The sequence below is a fragment of the Halococcus saccharolyticus DSM 5350 genome (assembly GCF_000336915.1).
Lineage (GTDB): Archaea > Halobacteriota > Halobacteria > Halobacteriales > Halococcaceae > Halococcus > Halococcus saccharolyticus.
Window position 1 is genome coordinate 39,732 of sequence record NZ_AOMD01000025.1, and the last position, 16,621, is coordinate 56,352.

The 16,621-nt window shown below is 65.8% G+C and carries 17 protein-coding genes; 11 read left to right on the forward strand and 6 right to left on the reverse strand.

What is annotated here, in order from left to right; translation table 11 throughout:
- Positions 1-34: 34 nt before the first annotated feature.
- On the forward strand, positions 35-1,057 hold the full coding sequence (locus tag C449_RS10620) for a glycoside hydrolase family 26 protein (protein ID WP_006078020.1): 1,023 nt from the start codon (positions 35-37) through the stop codon (positions 1,055-1,057).
- On the opposite strand, the gene C449_RS10625 is transcribed toward C449_RS10620, so the two are convergent.
- Both C449_RS10625 and C449_RS10630 read right to left on the reverse strand, forming a co-directional pair.
- Positions 1,054-2,406: a glycoside hydrolase family 26 protein gene (locus C449_RS10625; protein ID WP_006078021.1), complete on the reverse strand. Its 1,353-nt coding sequence runs from the start codon at positions 2,404-2,406 to the stop codon at positions 1,054-1,056. The two genes, C449_RS10620 and C449_RS10625, sit on opposite strands and share 4 nt — an antisense overlap.
- A 139-nt stretch (positions 2,407-2,545) precedes the next feature.
- Positions 2,546-3,709, reverse strand: coding sequence for a glycosyltransferase family 2 protein (locus C449_RS10630; RefSeq protein WP_006078022.1), 1,164 nt, complete (start codon positions 3,707-3,709; stop codon positions 2,546-2,548).
- Positions 3,710-3,868: 159 nt separating this feature from the next.
- Here C449_RS10630 and C449_RS10635 point away from each other — a divergent pair, with 159 nt between their 5' ends.
- The 3 genes from C449_RS10635 (at position 3,869) to C449_RS10645 (ending at position 6,645) form a co-directional block, all read left to right on the forward strand.
- Positions 3,869-4,585 (forward strand): glycosyltransferase family 2 protein, encoded by a 717-nt coding sequence (locus C449_RS10635; protein WP_006078023.1) that lies wholly within the window; start codon positions 3,869-3,871, stop codon positions 4,583-4,585.
- A 483-nt stretch (positions 4,586-5,068) separates the two neighbouring features.
- Entirely contained in the window at positions 5,069-5,986 is a 918-nt protein-coding gene (rnz, locus tag C449_RS10640) for a ribonuclease Z (RefSeq protein ID WP_006078024.1), read from the forward strand.
- A 44-nt stretch (positions 5,987-6,030) separates the two neighbouring features.
- Positions 6,031-6,645 carry a class I SAM-dependent methyltransferase gene (locus C449_RS10645; RefSeq protein WP_049914078.1) on the forward strand — a complete coding sequence of 205 codons (615 nt, stop codon included), beginning with the start codon at positions 6,031-6,033 and terminating at the stop codon, positions 6,643-6,645.
- Positions 6,646-6,687: 42 nt separating this feature from the next.
- Here the strand turns inward: C449_RS10645 and C449_RS18120 are convergent, their stop codons facing one another.
- Both C449_RS18120 and C449_RS10655 read right to left on the reverse strand, forming a co-directional pair.
- On the reverse strand, positions 6,688-6,927 hold the full coding sequence (locus C449_RS18120; protein WP_049914080.1) for a nitrilase-related carbon-nitrogen hydrolase: 240 nt from the start codon (positions 6,925-6,927) through the stop codon (positions 6,688-6,690).
- On the reverse strand, positions 6,879-7,463 hold the full coding sequence (locus C449_RS10655; protein WP_049914082.1) for a nitrilase-related carbon-nitrogen hydrolase: 585 nt from the start codon (positions 7,461-7,463) through the stop codon (positions 6,879-6,881). Before C449_RS10655 ends, C449_RS18120 begins: the two co-directional genes overlap by 49 nt.
- Positions 7,464-7,596: 133 nt before the next feature.
- Here C449_RS10655 and C449_RS10660 point away from each other — a divergent pair, with 133 nt between their 5' ends.
- Complete coding sequence (locus C449_RS10660; protein WP_006078027.1) at positions 7,597-8,004, forward strand: hypothetical protein; 408 nt, start codon at positions 7,597-7,599, stop codon at positions 8,002-8,004.
- A 116-nt stretch (positions 8,005-8,120) separates the two neighbouring features.
- Here the strand turns inward: C449_RS10660 and C449_RS10665 are convergent, their stop codons facing one another.
- Both C449_RS10665 and C449_RS10670 read right to left on the reverse strand, forming a co-directional pair.
- Entirely contained in the window at positions 8,121-8,381 is a 261-nt protein-coding gene (locus C449_RS10665) for a hypothetical protein (RefSeq protein ID WP_006078028.1), read from the reverse strand.
- Positions 8,382-8,453: 72 nt separating this feature from the next.
- Positions 8,454-9,047, reverse strand: coding sequence for a DUF6149 family protein (locus C449_RS10670; RefSeq protein WP_006078029.1), 594 nt, complete (start codon positions 9,045-9,047; stop codon positions 8,454-8,456).
- A 244-nt stretch (positions 9,048-9,291) separates the two neighbouring features.
- Between C449_RS10670 and C449_RS10675 the strand changes: the two genes are divergently transcribed.
- From C449_RS10675 to carB, 6 genes are all read left to right on the forward strand, one after another.
- Entirely contained in the window at positions 9,292-10,533 is a 1,242-nt protein-coding gene (locus C449_RS10675) for an NAD(P)/FAD-dependent oxidoreductase (RefSeq protein WP_006078030.1), read from the forward strand.
- 365 nt (positions 10,534-10,898) lie between these two features.
- The gene (locus C449_RS10680; protein ID WP_006078031.1) at positions 10,899-11,318 is read left to right on the forward strand and encodes a DUF7124 domain-containing protein; all 420 of its coding nucleotides are present in this window, start codon (positions 10,899-10,901) and stop codon (positions 11,316-11,318) included.
- Between the two features lie 56 nt (positions 11,319-11,374).
- Positions 11,375-12,199, forward strand: a complete 825-nt coding sequence (locus C449_RS10685) for a hypothetical protein (RefSeq protein WP_006078032.1) — start codon at positions 11,375-11,377, stop codon at positions 12,197-12,199.
- Positions 12,200-12,247: 48 nt separating this feature from the next.
- A complete protein-coding gene (locus C449_RS10690; RefSeq protein WP_006078033.1) occupies positions 12,248-12,775 on the forward strand; it encodes a DUF5815 family protein in 528 nt (175 codons plus the stop codon).
- 104 nt (positions 12,776-12,879) lie between these two features.
- On the forward strand, positions 12,880-13,110 hold the full coding sequence (locus C449_RS10695; RefSeq protein ID WP_006078034.1) for a hypothetical protein: 231 nt from the start codon (positions 12,880-12,882) through the stop codon (positions 13,108-13,110).
- Positions 13,111-13,331: 221 nt separating this feature from the next.
- Positions 13,332-16,550 carry a carbamoyl-phosphate synthase large subunit gene (gene carB, locus C449_RS10700; RefSeq protein ID WP_006078035.1) on the forward strand — a complete coding sequence of 1,073 codons (3,219 nt, stop codon included), beginning with the start codon at positions 13,332-13,334 and terminating at the stop codon, positions 16,548-16,550.
- Positions 16,551-16,621 lie beyond the last annotated feature (71 nt).

Genomic DNA, 16,621 nt, shown 5'->3' on the forward strand with positions numbered 1-16,621 from the left:
ATAGTATAAGCACACGACACGCGGAGTCGGCGGCGTGACCACCCCGCTGTTCGGCGTCTACACCGACCCGGATCGGATGGCCGTCATCGAACGGATGGAGCAGTGGCTCGGCACGTCCCACGCGATCCAGACGGTGTTCGCGCCGTGGAGTCCGGGTGTCATCGACGAGCTGTTCGATCGAATCCTCCCGTCGATCTGGGCGGCGGGTCGCGTCCCCCTCCTCACGTGGGAGCCGTTCACTCCGACGCCCGACGCGACACCAACGGATATCGCGGCCCGAATCATCGCTGGGGAGTACGACGAGTATCTCGACCGGTGGGCCGACCGGCTGGCCGCGTGGCTCGCCGGTCCCGACGGCGAACTGGGCACTACCGACGATCGACGGCTGTATCTCCGACTCGCCCACGAGATGAACGGCGACTGGTATCCCTGGAGTCCGACCGTCGGCGAAAACAGTAGCCGAACGACGGACGCTCCGTCGACGTACCGCAAAATGTGGCGACACGTTCACGATCGCATCGAGCGAGGGGGTATCGAGAACACGCATTGCCAGTGGCTCTGGTGTGTCAACCACGTCGACGTGGGCGGGGTGTCGATGGAGGACTGTTATCCGGGCGACGCGTTCGTCGACTGGCTCGGCGTCGACGGGTTCAACTGGGGGGACAGTCGGGAGTGGTCGGCGTGGCACTCGCCCGCAGCGGTCTTCGACGACGCGATCGATCGATTGACCCAGCTCGCCGACAACCCGATCGCCGTGCCGGAGTTCGCGAGCACTTCCCTGACCGCGAACGGCCACGACCCCGCACGGAAGGCGGCGTGGATCCGGGCGGCATACGGGTATCTCGACGACGCAGGGGTAGCGCTGGCGTGCTGGTTCAACGAGGACAAGGAGACCGACTGGGCAGTGTTCGGCGGCGAGCGCGGAACCGAACGTGTCGCTGGCGAGCCATCACACGAGGCGTACGCGACGTACAGAGCGGCGCTCGTCAACGACAACCGTGCGGAGCCACCGCGATCACGGATCGTGAGCGATGCGGCGTTCCTCGGGCGAGGTTAGAACTCGCCGGCGAACTCGTCGTCGGTCAGCAGCGGCGGGTAATCGGGGAGCGCACTGAGGAACGCATCGCGGGAGATCGATCGCTTGTACGCCTCGTAGGCGGCGTATTCGGTGCCCGAAACCGAGACCTGTCCCGTCCCGCGTTCGCCGCCGAAGATCGCCCAGTCGGCCTCGTCGACCCCGGTCTTGTCGACGTTGAACCAGCACGTCATCTTGATGTCGTTCTCCTCGACGTACGTGAACGCGCTCTCAATCCACGCGGCCTTGCGTGACGGTCGGGGTTCGGTGCCACCCTCCCAGCCGACGACCGAGGTCGAGGCGAACTCGGTCAGCGCCACCGGCTTGTCGGTCAGCTCGCGGAGTCGTCCGAGCATCGGGTCGAACAGCTGCGCCGGCGACTGCCAGCTCGAATACGACTCCGTCCCACCGCGATTGAACCCGTCGATCCCCACCCAGTCGACGTACTCGTCGCCGGGGTAGTACCGTTCGGTTTGTAGGCCACTGGGGACCTGCTCGGCGTTCGCCGCCCAGACCCACTGGACGTCCGTCTCGTCGAGATCAGTCTCACCGAACGCGTCGTACAGCCGTCGCCACATCTCCACGTAGTCCTGTGGCGTTCCGGCTGCGGGGTTCTCGCCGCCGGTAGCGTTGCCGGTATCTTCGACGGGCACAGGCGTCGCCTCGATACGACTCGAATCGACCGCGCTCCACGGGAACCAGTCGCCGTTCATCTCGTGGGCTGGCCGGAAGTAAAACCGCCGCCCACGCGTCTGGCCGCCTCGCGGGCGCGCCCACGATTCGAGCAGCGACGCCCACGATTCGAGCTGCTCGTCGTACTCGCCGTTCGCGATCTCGCGTTCGATCGCCTCGGAGGTCTGCTGTCGCTCGGGGACGAACGGCTGCCACGAGATCATCGGGACGTGGCCCGCCTCCCAGACGTTGGTGAGGGGCCCCTCGATGAACCGCCGTTTGTTCTCGGTCGGACCGAGCGCATCGACGAACAGAAGGGCAACCGCCGGCGGCTGGCCGACCCACTCCGTGTAGGGTGCGAGGTTCGAAGCGAAGTCGGGCCCGCCAGGATAGACACCGGCGAGCGCTGCTCCCGAGCGCGTCGACGGTGCTTCAGGCGTTGTCGTCGCCGTCGAGGTGGTCGTCCCGGTCGAGTCGTTCGAACCGTTCGAACCGGACGAGCCACCCATTCCAGCCGATCCGTTCGAACCGCCCGATCCCGATCCATCGTTCGAGCCGTTCTGTCCGGAACCACCGAGGGAATCGAACGGCGTCGCACAGCCGCTGGCCCCGATGATTCCGGCAACCCCTGCCGCCCGCAGGAACGTCCGACGGTTCATCTACTGGTTCGGGAATGGCTGCATGCCCCGTTAAAGATTGTGGTGCGACGGCCCGGGAGAAAACCCACATTCCGTCAGGGAGAGTCGGCAGCCGAGCAGTCGCCCACGACACCCGGATCCGCGTTTCGTGCCGACGAGTTCAGTCGCCGTCGATCTCGCGGTCGGTGGTCTCGACGAGATCGGGATTGACCTTCCGCGTCACCGCGAAGTCCGTCGGCGGGATCACGAGACCAGCGAGCGCACCGAGCGAGTGGAGCAGGCTGACGATCGGCGTCAGCACGACCAACGCCACGCCGACGAGCAACGACTCGTCGTAGTACCGAATCCCGAGGAGTGACCAGACGAGTACGAACGAGAACACCGCGACCGAGAGCACCTGGAAGGCGAGTTCGAACGCGATGGTGCCCGGGATGAACAACGGAACGAACGTCAACACCGGCACCGCGGGCGAGAACGCCCACGCGATGTTCCGGACGGTGGTGAGCGTCCGGTACAGCGGCGAGAGCAGGCCACGCTGGGCCTGCGATCCCGCGATCCACCGGCTTCGCTGGCCGATCATCGCCCGGACCGTCGGCGGGGCCTGGGTGTCGAACATGTCGCGCGCGAGCGCGAAATCGAGATCGATCCCCTCGTCGGCCGCCACGCTCCAGACGAACGTGGTGTCCTCGATCATCGTCTTCCGATCCCACCCGATCCAGCCCTCGAGTTCCGCGCGGATCGCGATCCCACCACCCCACGCGTACAGCGGCACCGAAAGCGAGGGAAACGCGCGCTGCTCGATCTGAAACCCGAGCCGGAAGACTTCGGCGAGATAGGTGAGCCACGACCGACTCCGGCGTGGGCGCTCGCGGAACTGGACCACGTCGGCATCCGGAATCCCGTCGAGGTCGGTCACGATGCTGTCCTCGTCGAGAAAGAGCACGAACTCCTTCTCGCAGGTGAGATGCTGGCGGGCCCATTCGAGCGCTCGTCCCTTCCGGATCGCCTCACATTCGAACGCCTCGGGGACGACGTGGACGGTCGCACCGTCGATCGTCATCGGCTGTTCGGCGATCACGTGGCGGTCGGTGATCGACTCGGGGAGTGCGTTCACGCTCTCCTGGACGATCCGCTCGGAGTCGACCGTGAGAAAGCGCACCTGAACGTCGCCGGGATCGTACGCAGGGTCGGGATACTTGTAGCGCCGCCCGACGAACGCCACGAGATACGTCCAGTACGCGATGGAACAGGCAGAGAGGAGGACGATGATCCAGAGGATCACCGAGAGGATCGCGGGAACCGCCGCGAGAACCTGTTCCTCCATTGGCAATATGAACGACAGCGGACACATTAAGTGTTGCTGACTGCGCCCTCATCGAGACAGCGTACCGTATGCTGTTGCCCGTTCGCACCGCCTCGACGGTCGGGACAGCCCACGGCGCGCCCGGAAGGGCTTTCCGGTGGCTGGTGAAAGCGGGGAGCGATGGTCGAGGTGAGCGTCATCGTTCCGACGACCCTGCCGCCCGAGGCGACGATCGAGCCGGTCGAGCGCCTCGCGCACGACGGGTTCGACGACTACGAGGTGATCGTCCGACGCGACGAGGGAGCAGCGCACGCACGCAACGTCGGTATCGAGCGAGCCAACGGCGAGAAGCTCGTTTTCCTCGACGACGACTCGCTCCCGTGTCGGGGCTACCTCCGGATCGCGAGCGTCGCGCTCGACGCCTACCCCGCGGTTGCGGGCCGGGTGGTCCAGCCCGCGGACGCGCCGTATCGCGACCTCGAACTTCCGTGGTACGATCAGGGCGACGAGACCAAACCCACCGATCTACTGCCGGGCTGTAACATGGCGATCCGACGAGAAGTACTCGAGTCGGTCGGTGGGTTCGACGAGGAGGCCTTCGGCTGGGGCCACGAGGAGTCCGAACTCGCCGAACGGATCGCCGAAGAGTACGCGATCCAGTACGTCCCCGAACTCGCCGTCGAGCACACCTACGTCGAGTCCTTCCGGGACTTCCTCGAAAAGTCGTATCTGCTCGGCCGGGCCGACGTGCGGTGGTGGCGGCTCGACGGCAAATCCGATCGGTGGCTCGTGCGACAGACGCTCAACACTTCGCTTCGGGAGAACTCGCGGCTCGGAACCACACGACGGGTGGCCCAGCGCGTCGGCTGGATCGCCGAGACGATCGACGGACGATAGCTCGGCCACGGATGGATCGTCGGCGGAAATCACGATAGATCGGACTGTCGGATTCAGTGGTGATCATAGTGTAGTGCAACCGCACATGAAACACAAAACCCATTACAGTACGTGGTAGCACTGCTGGTGGGACTTGGTGTCCCGCTCCGAAGGCAGGGGATTGTGGATCGAGATCCGTTACCCTGGCATCGTCCCCTTGCCGTCGGGTTTTCACGGCTGATGACCAGCCGATCCGACGTGATACGTCGATACGTCATAAAGCTAGTGATAATGGCGAGTATCCGTCCAAACAGTGCTTGGTATTGAACAAACGAGGTTGTCCTGATCGACGGTGGTGTTCCGTCGTTCAGCAGTTGCGTTCTACTGCGGAACGGTAGTGCTGTCGAGACGTACGGTGTCGTCGTGAGAGAGTGTATCACTCGTAGTGTTGTCCACAGGCTGCGAAGACAACAGTTTGAAACCCTGTCGAACGGGTTTTGAAGTATGCAAGTAACGTTCCTCGGGACCGGCGGTGCGGTCCCGACGACCCGGCGCAACACCAGCGGACTCCTGCTCCGGCGCGACGGCGAGCGACTCCTCTTCGACTGCGGCGAGGGGACCCAGCGCCAGATGATGCGCTTCGGCACCGGCTTCACCGTTTCTCATGTGTTCCTCACGCATCTCCACGGCGATCACGTGCTCGGGCTCCCCGGTCTCTGTCAGACTCTCGACTTCAACGACCGCGAAGAGCCGCTCGCGATCCACACGCCGCCGGGCACCCGGAGTACGGTCGAGAATCTCGTCGGCGTCACCGGGGCGCGGCCCGGCTACCCCGTCCGGGTGAACGAAGCCTCGCCCGGCGGCGTCGTGCTCCGAGAAGACGAGTACGAGATCCGCGCGTTCGCGACCGACCACCGTACCCAGTCGGTGGGATACGCGCTGGTTGAGGACGACCGAAAGGGTCGATTCGACCGCGAGCACGCAGAGGAACTCGGCGTGCCCGAGGGGCCGAAGTTCTCCCGACTCCACGAGGGTGAAACCGTCGAGTTGGAGGACGGCACCGTGGTCGAACCCGAACAGGTGGTGGGGCCGCCGCGGCCGGGCCGGAAGGTCGTCTACACCGGCGACACGCGACCAACGGGCACGACCGTCGAGGCCGCGACCGACGCCGATCTCCTGATCCACGAGGCGACCTTTACGGACGATCGCGCCGAGCGCGCCGCCCAGACCGGCCACTCGACGTCGATCCAGGCGGCCGAACTCGCCAATCGCGCCGGCGCGAAACGGCTCGCTCTCACCCACATCTCCTCGCGGTACGCGGGCGACGCCTCCGAGCTCGAACGCGAGGCGCGCGAGGTCGCCGACGGCGAAGCGTTCGTCGCCGAGGACGGCCAGTCGATCGACGTTCCCTATCCCGAGTGACGAGGCTCACCAACCTTGATGGAGACACCGCTGGAGTCACCGCCATGGACGAGTCAGTCGCTGACACGGTCGCCACCTACGAACGGGTCGCCCCCGAGTACCGCGAGCGCCACGCCGATCGCAGCGTGATCGCCGACGCTATCGAGACGTTCCTCGGGGCGCTCGACGGGATCGACGGTGATCGCGTGCTGGACGTCGGCTGCGGTCCCGGCTGGGAGTCCGCGACTTTCCGCGAGCACGGGCTCGACGTGACCGCCATCGATCTCTCCCGGTCTTTCCTCGACGCCACCGGCGAAGTCGCTTCCGGGGCGAGCCGTGCGCGGATGGATATGCGCACGCTCGGAGTGGCCGAGCGGTCCGTCGACGGGCTGTGGGCGTGTGCGTCGTTTCTCCACGTTCCACACGCCGACGCCAGCGACACGCTTCGAGAGTTCCGGCGCGTGCTCCGGCCCAACGGAGTGTTCTTCTGTGCCGTGGCGCGAGGCGAAGGCGAGCGGACACGCGGGGGCGAGACCTATGGAGAACGGGACGAGCGGCACTTCACGCTCTACACTCCAGAGAAGTTGCGCGAGCGCACGATCGACGCGGGATTCGTCGTCGAGGAGCTCCACGAGGGAAGCGACGGAGAATGGCTTCACCTCCTCGCGAGAGCGCCGTAAGGCGGCCGTCGTGTCGTCCGAACCACTATCGAAGGGGAGCCGTCAGTCACGGAACGCCGGACGTGGGTACGTTTCCTTCGCCCGTTCTGCGGTATCGAGATCGATCTCGATCGTGACGAACGGCTGGTTTCGCGTGGTGCGGGCGATCACGGCTCCGTCGGGATCGACGATCCATCCCTCGCCGCCGAAGACCACGCTCGGGTCGTCTTCGATCGTGACCCGGTTCGACGACGCTACGAACGCACCCGAGACGACCCAGTCGAGCGCCCGCCGGCGCGCCACTTCTCGAGGGTGCGCTGCTCGGTCGCCCGCGGGTTGGCGATGAGGTGTGAGCCGGCGTGGCCGTACGAACGCGCCTCCTCGGCGGCCCACAGATCCGTACAGATCAGAAATCCCGTCTGCGCGTCGGCGCACTCGACGAGAGAGAACTCGCGCTGGCCGTGATCGTACCACGACTCCTCCCAGAACCCGGGTTCCTCGGGAAGGTAGCGCTTCTCGTGAACCGTTGTCGCGCCGTCGTCGGCGGTCCACCGGACGCCATCGTTGCACCGTCGCTCCCCACGGATCGACGGCCGGGACAGCAGCACGGTCGCGGGTGCGAGGGCGTCGAGGCGTTCGATCCACTCGTCGTGTGCGGCGACGGCGCGCTCCCACGCAGCCCCGTCGTCGGTCGAGCTCGCGGGAAGCCACGGCGCGAACGGCATCTCGGGCAACACCACGAGATCGCTGTCCTCGTGGGCGACGTGCTCGACTAGCGCCGGCCACGTGCGTTCGAACGCGGTGCGGTCCTCGGGGAGTTCACAGACGGTGACGCGCATCTCACCGCGACGACGCGACGCGGGACATAAATCCTGCCGTTCGCTGGGGACGAGTCGAACACGACCAATGGCTCCGTTTCCCTGACGAACGACGTGCCGCCCCGTTTTTCACTCCGACGGTCGAAACCACGTCATGACCCGCTTCGACGCCGCCACCGCGGACGCTCGTCAGGAACTCTTTGCCGACGCGATCCGCGCCCACACCGAGCGCAACAGCGCGTTCCTGACGATCGAGGCCACGACGGACGACACGGACGAGGGAGCCGGAGAGAGTAGTGAACCCACACCGTGGATCCAGTACGCCGACGGTACGCTCAACCTCGACTGCACCGACGACGAGCTCGACCGGCTGAAATCGCTGCTCGATGGGTTCCCGTCGTTCACCATCGACGATCTCGCCACGCCGGAGGATGTCGACGGCACCAACGTCCGGGTGACGGCGCGGACGGACGACGAGCGCATCGCCGAATTCGCGGATCGGGTCTTTCGACAGGTCTACGACCGCTCTAAGGGGTATCGGGCGTGGGTCGCGGCGATCTGACGGCGTGGTAGGGGTTCCTCCGGGAGCGAGTCGTTGGAGAAGCAGGGTATAGCAGCGGAACCAGACGACGCGCCGTCGTCGCCCTGGGTTACCGCCGTGGGATACCTAATAAAAGGTCAGAACGGGAGCCGTTCTTTCGCCTCGTCGGCCATCATGTCGAGCTTGTCCTGGAACTTCTCGACCGAGCGTTCGACGTGCTGGACGCGATCCCGTGGAATGCGACGGACGACGTCGTTGCCGTCGTCGTCCTCGCCGACTTTCACGAGCCAGTGGTCGTCGAAGTACGCAATGTACTCGTTGTCGACGGTGATTTCGACCTGTCCTTCGTCGAGCTTGTCGTAGACGATGGTGGCGCGACCGAGTTCGGGATCGACCATACCCCCGTCTGTGCCGGTGGATGGATAAAGGCGCGGCCTTCGCTCCGGACGTTCGCGGTTGCCAACAGTCGATCAGTTCTCGACGTCCTCGGACCCGACGCCGGGCGCGTCGGTGAGGTCGACATCCTGGGGTTCGTCGTGACCGCCGATCAGCACTTCACCGTCCGGGCCTTCGACGTAGACGTCGTCGGCGAACCCGCCTTTGGCGTGGGGATGCTCGGGCTCGTCGAGTTTTTCCGGCGTCGAGGGAGCCTCGGGAATGCCGCCGCGCGGCGCGAACGAGCCGAGCGGATCGGCGATGGTGATGTCGTAGTGGGAGAAAAAGTCGCGATAGCGGTCGTAGTGGGCCTCGATCTCGTCGGCCGGGATCTCCATCATCTCGGTCCAGCCGTGGTTGTAGAAGTCGAAGTTTCCCTGAATGTGGGTGATCTCGCGCGCTTCGGCCTCGGTGAATCCTGCTTTGAGCGCTGCGGTGTACGTATCGGTCGTGGCCTCGAAGAGACCGTCGAGGTGGTCCTCGCGCTCCGCCGCGTGGGCGGGGTCGGCCTTGCCGAGGAACACCCGCGTGTGGAGTTTGACCAGCCCGTAGTTGACGACCGAGGCGACGCCGGGCGTCGTGAGCGCCTGTTTCGCCGCGAAGTGACGCACGTTCTGGTTGATCTTCATCGTCGGATATCAGGTCGGGAGCCACATCAACGCACCGCCTCGACCGCCAAACCCGGGCACTCGTCTCGACCCCCTGTCGACGGCGGCGAGACGCAGGGCAGACACACGAGCGCGGACGGAGACGGACGGCTGAGGTGGACAGATGGAGACGACCGGCCACGAATCGATCGCGGACGCGCCAGCCCCCGAGCCGACCGGCTACGGAGATAGCAATTCACATTACCCCGGGTGTCGAAGCCCACCTATGGCTGGGTCGTACGTCATCATCGGCGACGGGATCGCGGGGAGCTCCGCGGCGGAGAGCCTCCGGGAGGGCGCTCCCGACGCCGACATCACCGTGATCACCGACGAGGGCGAGGCGCTCTACAATCGCATTCTGATCAAGGAGTTCGCGAAGGGGAAACTGCCCGCGGCCCCGATGTCGATCCACGACCCCGAGTGGTACGACGAGCGCGACATCGACCTCCAGCTCGACACCCACGTCACCGCAATCGACACCGACGAACACACCCTCCACACCCACGAGGGCACGGAGTACACCTACGACAAACTCCTCGTCGCGACGGGCGGGACGCCGGTCCAACTCCCCGTCGACAACAGCGACGCCGAGGGAGTCCACCACTTCTGGACGTTCGACGACGCACGCGCCATCAAGGAACACGCCGAAGACGCCGACACCGGCGTCGTCGTCGGTGCCGGACTTCTCGGGATCGACTTCGCGGCCATCTGCGGCGCACAGGAGATCGACGCCCACTATCTGATGCGCGGCGAGTGCTGGTGGCGGTACGCGCTCTCGAAGGACGGAGCCGACATCATCCACAACGCGCTGGAGGAGAAAAACGTCACTCCCGTCTTCGACAGCGGCGTCGACCACTTCGAAGTCGACGATTCGGGCCACATCTCATCGACTGTCGACCCGAACGGCGAGACCTACGACAGCGAGTTCGCCGGGGTGGCGATCGGCCTCGACTTCAACCTCGAAGTGCTCCAGGGCACCGACATCGAGCGCGACGACGGCGTGGTGGTCGACGAGTACATGCAGACCAGCGTCGACGACGTCTACGCCGCGGGCGATCTCACCCGGTTTTACGACACGATCATCGACGACTACGCTCAAAATGGCTCGTGGGGTAGCGCGAAAGAACAGGGCACGATCGCGGCCAAGAACATGCTCGCCGACGGTGAGGAAGAGGCGTTCCGTTGGGTTTCGTCGTACTCGATCACTCACTTCGACTTCCCGTTCCTCTCCTTTGGCCACCCGACGATCGGCGACGACCACGCCGAGGCGAAGTTCTCCGATACCGAGTGGCGGCGGCTCGCGTTCAAGGACGGCAAGATCGTCGGCGGCGTCCTGATCGGCGATCTCGCCCCCCAGAGCAAGTACAAGAAACTGGCTCGTGAGGAGCGCGTCGTGGCCGACCAGAAGGACGTGCTGATGGCCGAGGAAGTCGATCTCGACGATCTCGCACCCGCCCCCGAGCAGTAGACAAGCGCGAACAGCTATCCTAACGCGAAGGCCTTTGACCGCTCCAGCGGTTCGCATCCCGACGGTCGCCCGAATCACTTGAACAGCTCAGTTTACCCTGAGTGGCGGTGGCGCGCGGGAGGGCGTCGAAGACGCCCGACTCGCGCGAGGGATGAGCGGAGCGAGCTCTGCGAGCGGAGCGAATCGGCTGGGGAGGGAGTGGCCTGCGGTCCTCATTTGTGTCGGGATTCGTCGGCGACGGGTTGGCCGTCGCCACCAAACCCCCCAACTGAGTTTGTCGAACGAGCCGCCGACTGCCCGTCGTCTCCGTCGAAAAGCGGGAATCGCATCGAAGCCGTTTTCCTCCATCACGTCCGATCCGGGGTATGGAAGGCGGCAGCGGCGACATGACGCTGGCGTTCGAACTCGCGGCGCTCGAAGCGCTTGCCGACCCCACCGAGGTGGTTTCGGACGCGCGCCGGTGGACCGAGTACGTCGGCGTGATCTCCGATCAGCCCACCTACGTGGTCACGAACTTCACCCGGAAACACCGCATCCGACAGGACTTCTTCTCGGGACCACGCGGGCGCGAGGAGAGTCTCGACAACGTCAAGCGCCAGTTCGACACCGAACGTCACGTCTTCGTCGGCACCGACGAGAACGACGCCACCCTCGCGGAAAGCGTCGAGTGGGAGTATCTCGCGCTCGAAGACGCGGCCGACGCCGCCGGGTGGACGCTCGCCGCCGACGCGCCCGACGAAAACGATACTGACACCGACACCGCGACGCGCGACGACTGGCCCTGAATCCGATCGCCGTTCGCATGCATTGATTTAATATCCGCCGCGCAGACGGTTGTCCCATGTCACTACGGATCGGGACGGCACTCCGCGAGGGTGCCCGCCGGACGGTCACGCGCGACGGTCTCGTTCTCGCGGTTGCGTTCGTCGTCATCGGAATCGTCACCGCTCTCGCCACACAGACGATCGTCGCCGAGGCAGTCGATGCGCTCATCGAGGCTCTCAGGACAGAATCGGGGACTGCACCGGAGGATCTCACTCCGGGCGAGATCGACCAGATCGAGACCGCTCTCGAAGGACAGGCTCCGCTCGCGCTGCCGATCTCACCACTCGTCGCGGGGCTGCTTCTCGTGCTCACGGGAATTCTCGCGGAGGCGGTCAACATCGTCGCCGTTCGAGCCTTCTTCGCCGACAGCGGCCAGGAACTCTCGGCCGGACTCGCCGGCCGGAACATCGTGCTGGCGACGCTCAACGGTATCGTCGGCGGGATCGTCGTCGGCATCATCGTCGCCATCGGGCTGATCTTCCTGATCGTTCCAGGGATCTTCTTCGCGATCGCCTTCCTCTTTCTCAGACAGGAGATCGCGGTCGAGGACGAGAATTTCGTCGACGCGATGGCGAGTAGCTGGCAGCTGACGAAGGGCGACCGGCTCGAATTGTTCGCGCTCGTACTCGGCGTTGCCGTTCTCGTTTTCCTCGTTTCGACGGTGGTACCGTTGCTGTTCGGGGCCGTCAGCCCGCTTGTCAACGTGATCGTTTCGATCCTCGTCGGCGGCGTGACGGCCGTGTTCGGCACCGCGGTGATAACGCGTGCGTACGCACAGCTCCACGCCGACCGCGCCGCCGTCCGGAACGACGAGGCCGACACCGACGAGTGGGCGGTCTGACGCCGGGGAGCCGCGGCGTTTAACCGCGTGCCGTACCAGCTACCACGTATGGCAGAGCCACGCGTCCCTGGGAGTCGGGGGTCGGACCTCGCCCTCCCCTGCGGCGAGTCGGTCGCGATTGCGGACCTCGACATGGGGATGCGGGAGTTCGGCTGTGACTGCGGCGAGCGCCACGCCCTCGTGATGGACGTCCACCCGCCGAGTCGATTCGTCCCCGAGTCACTCGTGGAGGTGCTCCGCGAGACGATCGAATCAGAGGACGGTGACGAGTTCGATACGATCCATCTGATGGGTGTCGTGCTGGAGGAGTTCCCCCAGAAGGTCGTCGCCGAGGACGTCGCGGAGAACAGCGACGTGGGCTACGCGCTGGTCTGGGCCACCGACTTCGACGCCCGACGACTCCACGAGATCGTGGTCGAACTCATCGTGGAGCTGATGGAACACGCGGTGAGCCACGCCGACGACGACGCGGCGAGCGAGTTCGAACGCCAGATGCACGAGTTCGACGTGGAGGCGTTCGTCGAGCAGTACCGCCGCGAGCGCGAGTTCGAACGCGAGACCGACACGCCCGTCTGACGCCCCCGTACCGGGCGTATCGGTGCCGGCTGGCGATTCGCCGAACAGAGCGTCATACGGCTGTCTGACGCCATGTTATGTGGGTGGAGGCCATGGGAAGACGTATGCAACTCCGCCGGAGCGAGTTCGAGCGCATCCGGACGGCGCTCGCGGAGGTCGAACCTGACGAGCCGTTGACGGCCCGGGAGATCCACGACCTGCTCGACGAGCGCGGCGAAACCCTCGACAGCCCACACCGGGTGGCCACCGTTCTCGGCCGCCGTGCGGACGGCGAGGTCGAAGTCATCCGGGACCGCCCGTACCGATATCGCGTGCTCGACGACACGGCGAACTGACCGCCGAAGTCGAGCGATTTCGGTCGATCAACTGCTTTTCGACCGCAGCGGCGCTTCGATCCATCGAAACGGCGGCTCCGACGAGCTTGCTGTGGAGTTCCGTCCTCGAACAGGCCACGGGACGAAGTCGCCGTGGCTCACCGGTTTCGATTTTCGAAACTCAATTGCGCATCTCGTATTCTATCGTGGTGCTTATTACGATGTACGCATCACGACGGGTAATGACAGACGAGGACAGAACGTTTTTGCTCATCGGCAGCGGTCCGATCCAGATCGGTCAGGCGGCGGAGTTCGACTACTCCGGCGCGCAGGCGTGTCGCGCGCTCGCGGAGGAGGGCGCGCGAGTCGTCCTCGTCAACTCCAACCCGGCGACTATCATGACCGATCCCGAGATGGCCGACGAGGTGTACATCGAACCGATCACCACGGAAGCCATCGCCGAGATCATCGAGGAGGAGCGCCCGGACGGCGTCATCGCGGGCCTCGGTGGTCAAACGGGACTGAACGTGACCGCCGAACTCGCCGAGGAAGGGGTGCTGGAGGAGTTCGACGTCGAGATCATGGGGACGCCGCTCGACACCATCTACGCCACCGAGGATCGTGATCTGTTCCGCCAGCGCATGGAGGACATCGGACAGCCGGTGCCCGCTTCGACGACGATCACTCTCGACGAAGGCGAGTCGGTGACGAACCTCGACGAGGCAGGCCTGCGCGAGCGCGTCGATGCGGCGGTCGATTCGGTCGGCGGACTTCCGGTCATCTCCCGGACGACCTACACGCTCGGCGGGAGCGGGTCGGGCGTCGTCGAGGACAGCGAGGAGCTGTACGAGCGCGTCCGGAAGGGGCTGCGGCTCTCGCGCAACAGCGAGGTGCTCATCACCGAGTCGATCGCCGGCTGGGTCGAGCTCGAGTACGAGGTGATGCGCGACGCCGACGACTCGTGTATCATCATCTGCAACATGGAGAACCTCGACCCGATGGGGATTCACACCGGCGAGTCCGTGGTGGTGACCCCAAGCCAGGTGATCCCCGACGACGGCCATCAGGAGATGCGGACCGCGGCGCTCGACGTGATCCGCGATCTCGGCATCCAGGGTGGCTGTAACATCCAGTTCGCGTGGCGTGACGACGGTACGCCCGGCGGCGAGTACCGCGTCGTCGAGGTCAACCCCAGAGTCTCGCGCTCGTCCGCACTCGCCTCGAAGGCGACCGGGTATCCCATCGCGCGCGTCACCGCGAAAGTCGCCATGGGGAAACGGCTCCACGAGATCGACAACGAGATCACCGGCGAGACCACCGCAGCGTTCGAGCCCGCGATCGACTACGTGGTGACCAAGGTTCCGAGATGGCCGAGCGAGAAGTTCCGGGACGTGGAGTTCGAGCTCGGGACCGCGATGAAGAGCACCGGTGAGGCGATGGCGATCGGGCGGACGTTCGAGGAATCCCTGCTGAAGGCGCTGCGCTCGACCGAGTACGAGCCCGACGTCGAGTGGGACGCGGTCGACGACGCGACGCTCGAAACGGAGTACCTCGAACGGCCGACGCCCGACCGCCCGTACGCGATGTTCGAGGCAGCCGAGCGGGACTACACTGCCGACGATCTGGCGGCCCTCACCGGAATCAAATCGTGGTACACCGAGCGGTACGTCCGGATCGCTGACGCCGCGCAAGCGGCCGCCACGGGCGAGTTCCAGCCCGCAGCGAGCGCCGGATTCACCAACAGCGAGATCGCCGCGACCGCCGCGGACGGCGGTGCCGAGATCGGCGGCGTCGGCGACGTCGAGTCGTCGGTAACGGGCCGGACGTACAAGCAGGTCGACACGTGTGCCGGCGAGTTCGCAGCCGAGACGCCGTACTACTACTCCGCACGGAAGCCCGAGTACGCCGACACCGGTCCCTACGAGGGTGAAGGGGCGGCGGGCGAGCTCGAAGTCGATCGCGACGTCGAGAGCGTGGTCGTGGTCGGCGGCGGCCCGATCCGGATCGGTCAGGGTGTCGAGTTCGACTACTGCTCGGTCCACGCGGTGCGCGCGCTCCGCGAGATGGGGATCGAGGCCCACGTCGTCAACAACAACCCCGAAACCGTCTCGACCGACTACGACACCTCCGATGGGTTGTTCTTCGAGCCGATCACGCCCGAGGAGGTTGCCGACGCGATCGAGGCTACCGGGGCCGACGGCGTGATGGTCCAGTTCGGCGGCCAGACCTCCGTCGACATCGGGCGCGGGCTGGAGAGCGAGATCGATCGGCGGGGCCTCGACTGCGAGGTGCTCGGCACGTCTGTCGAGGCGATGGATCTCGCGGAGAACCGCGACCGGTTCAACGTTCTGATGGACGATCTCGACGTCGCCCAGCCCGTCGGCGGGGCGGCCGTCAGCGAGCACGAGGCGCTCGAACTCGCTCACGAGATCGGCTATCCGGTTCTGGTCCGCCCGAGCTACGTCCTCGGCGGCCGCGCGATGGACGTGGTCTACGACGACGACGGCCTCCGGGAGTACGTCGAGGAGGCCGTCCGGGTGAGTCCGGATCAGCCCATCCTGATCGACGAGTTCCTCGCGGGTGCAGTGGAACTCGATGTCGACGCGGTCGCCGATGGGGAGAACGTCTTGATCGGCGGGATCATGGAGCACGTCGAGTCCGCCGGCGTTCACTCCGGTGACTCGGCGTGTATGATCCCGCCGCGCTCTCTCGACGCCGACGTGCTGGCGCGGGTGCGCGATGTCGTCGAGGGGATCGCGGACGCACTCGACACTGTGGGCCTGCTCAACGTCCAGCTCGCAGTCAGAGACGGCGAGGTCTATGTCCTGGAGGCGAACCCGCGCTCGTCCCGCACTGTGCCGTTCGTCTCGAAGGCCACCGACGTGCCGATCGCCAAACTCGCTGCCCAGGTGATGGCGGGTGCGTCGCTCGACGATCTCGATGCGACCGAACAGGTCCCCGAGCAGACGAGCGTGAAGGAGGTCGTATTGCCGTTCGATCGGCTGCCGGGGAGCGATCCGCGGCTCGGCCCGGAGATGAAGAGTACGGGCGAAGTGATGGGGACCGCCGAGGAGTTCGGGAAGGCGTACTGGAAGGCCCAGGCCGCGACGGGTAAACCGATCCCAGCCGAGGGCGTCGCGGCGGTCGACCTCTCGGCGGCGGAGTTCCCCGATCCCGCAAGCGACGCGGGACGCGATCTCCGTGACGGGTTCGCCGCACACTTCGACTGCCAGGAGTTCGACGACCTCGCGGCGGCGATCCGCGAAGGCGAGGTCGACCTCGTGATCTCGCGGGACCGCGCGGCACTCGAAGTGTGTGTCGAGGAGGACGTCACGTACTTCTCGACCGAGGCGAGCGCGCGGGCCGCACTCTCCGGCCTCGCGGCGCGCGACGCGGACTCGGCGGTTGCGGCGGTCGATCGGCGGCCGAAACACGACGCCGAGTGGGGTCGCGCCGACTGATCGTCTCGTAGACGATTCGGCCGAACTGTCCGCCGCCGACACCATCTTTATTCGTCCGGGCCGCGATGTAT

Bases quoted from the DNA above. Each gene is read 5' to 3' on its own strand.
- C449_RS10625 (WP_006078021.1), bottom strand. From the start codon at position 2,406: ATGAACCGTCGGACGTTCCTGCGGGCGGCAGGGGTTGCCGGAATCATC.
- C449_RS10630 (WP_006078022.1), bottom strand. From the start codon at position 3,709: ATGGAGGAACAGGTTCTCGCGGCGGTTCCCGCGATCCTCTCGGTGATC.
- C449_RS10635 (WP_006078023.1), top strand. From the start codon at position 3,869: ATGGTCGAGGTGAGCGTCATCGTTCCGACGACCCTGCCGCCCGAGGCG.
- rnz (WP_006078024.1), top strand. From the start codon at position 5,069: ATGCAAGTAACGTTCCTCGGGACCGGCGGTGCGGTCCCGACGACCCGG.
- C449_RS10645 (WP_049914078.1), top strand. From the start codon at position 6,031: ATGGACGAGTCAGTCGCTGACACGGTCGCCACCTACGAACGGGTCGCC.
- C449_RS10655 (WP_049914082.1), bottom strand. From the start codon at position 7,463: ATGCGCGTCACCGTCTGTGAACTCCCCGAGGACCGCACCGCGTTCGAA.
- C449_RS10660 (WP_006078027.1), top strand. From the start codon at position 7,597: ATGACCCGCTTCGACGCCGCCACCGCGGACGCTCGTCAGGAACTCTTT.
- C449_RS10665 (WP_006078028.1), bottom strand. From the start codon at position 8,381: ATGGTCGATCCCGAACTCGGTCGCGCCACCATCGTCTACGACAAGCTC.
- C449_RS10670 (WP_006078029.1), bottom strand. From the start codon at position 9,047: ATGAAGATCAACCAGAACGTGCGTCACTTCGCGGCGAAACAGGCGCTC.
- C449_RS10675 (WP_006078030.1), top strand. From the start codon at position 9,292: ATGGCTGGGTCGTACGTCATCATCGGCGACGGGATCGCGGGGAGCTCC.
- C449_RS10680 (WP_006078031.1), top strand. From the start codon at position 10,899: ATGGAAGGCGGCAGCGGCGACATGACGCTGGCGTTCGAACTCGCGGCG.
- C449_RS10685 (WP_006078032.1), top strand. From the start codon at position 11,375: ATGTCACTACGGATCGGGACGGCACTCCGCGAGGGTGCCCGCCGGACG.
- C449_RS10690 (WP_006078033.1), top strand. From the start codon at position 12,248: ATGGCAGAGCCACGCGTCCCTGGGAGTCGGGGGTCGGACCTCGCCCTC.
- C449_RS10695 (WP_006078034.1), top strand. From the start codon at position 12,880: ATGCAACTCCGCCGGAGCGAGTTCGAGCGCATCCGGACGGCGCTCGCG.
- carB (WP_006078035.1), top strand. From the start codon at position 13,332: ATGACAGACGAGGACAGAACGTTTTTGCTCATCGGCAGCGGTCCGATC.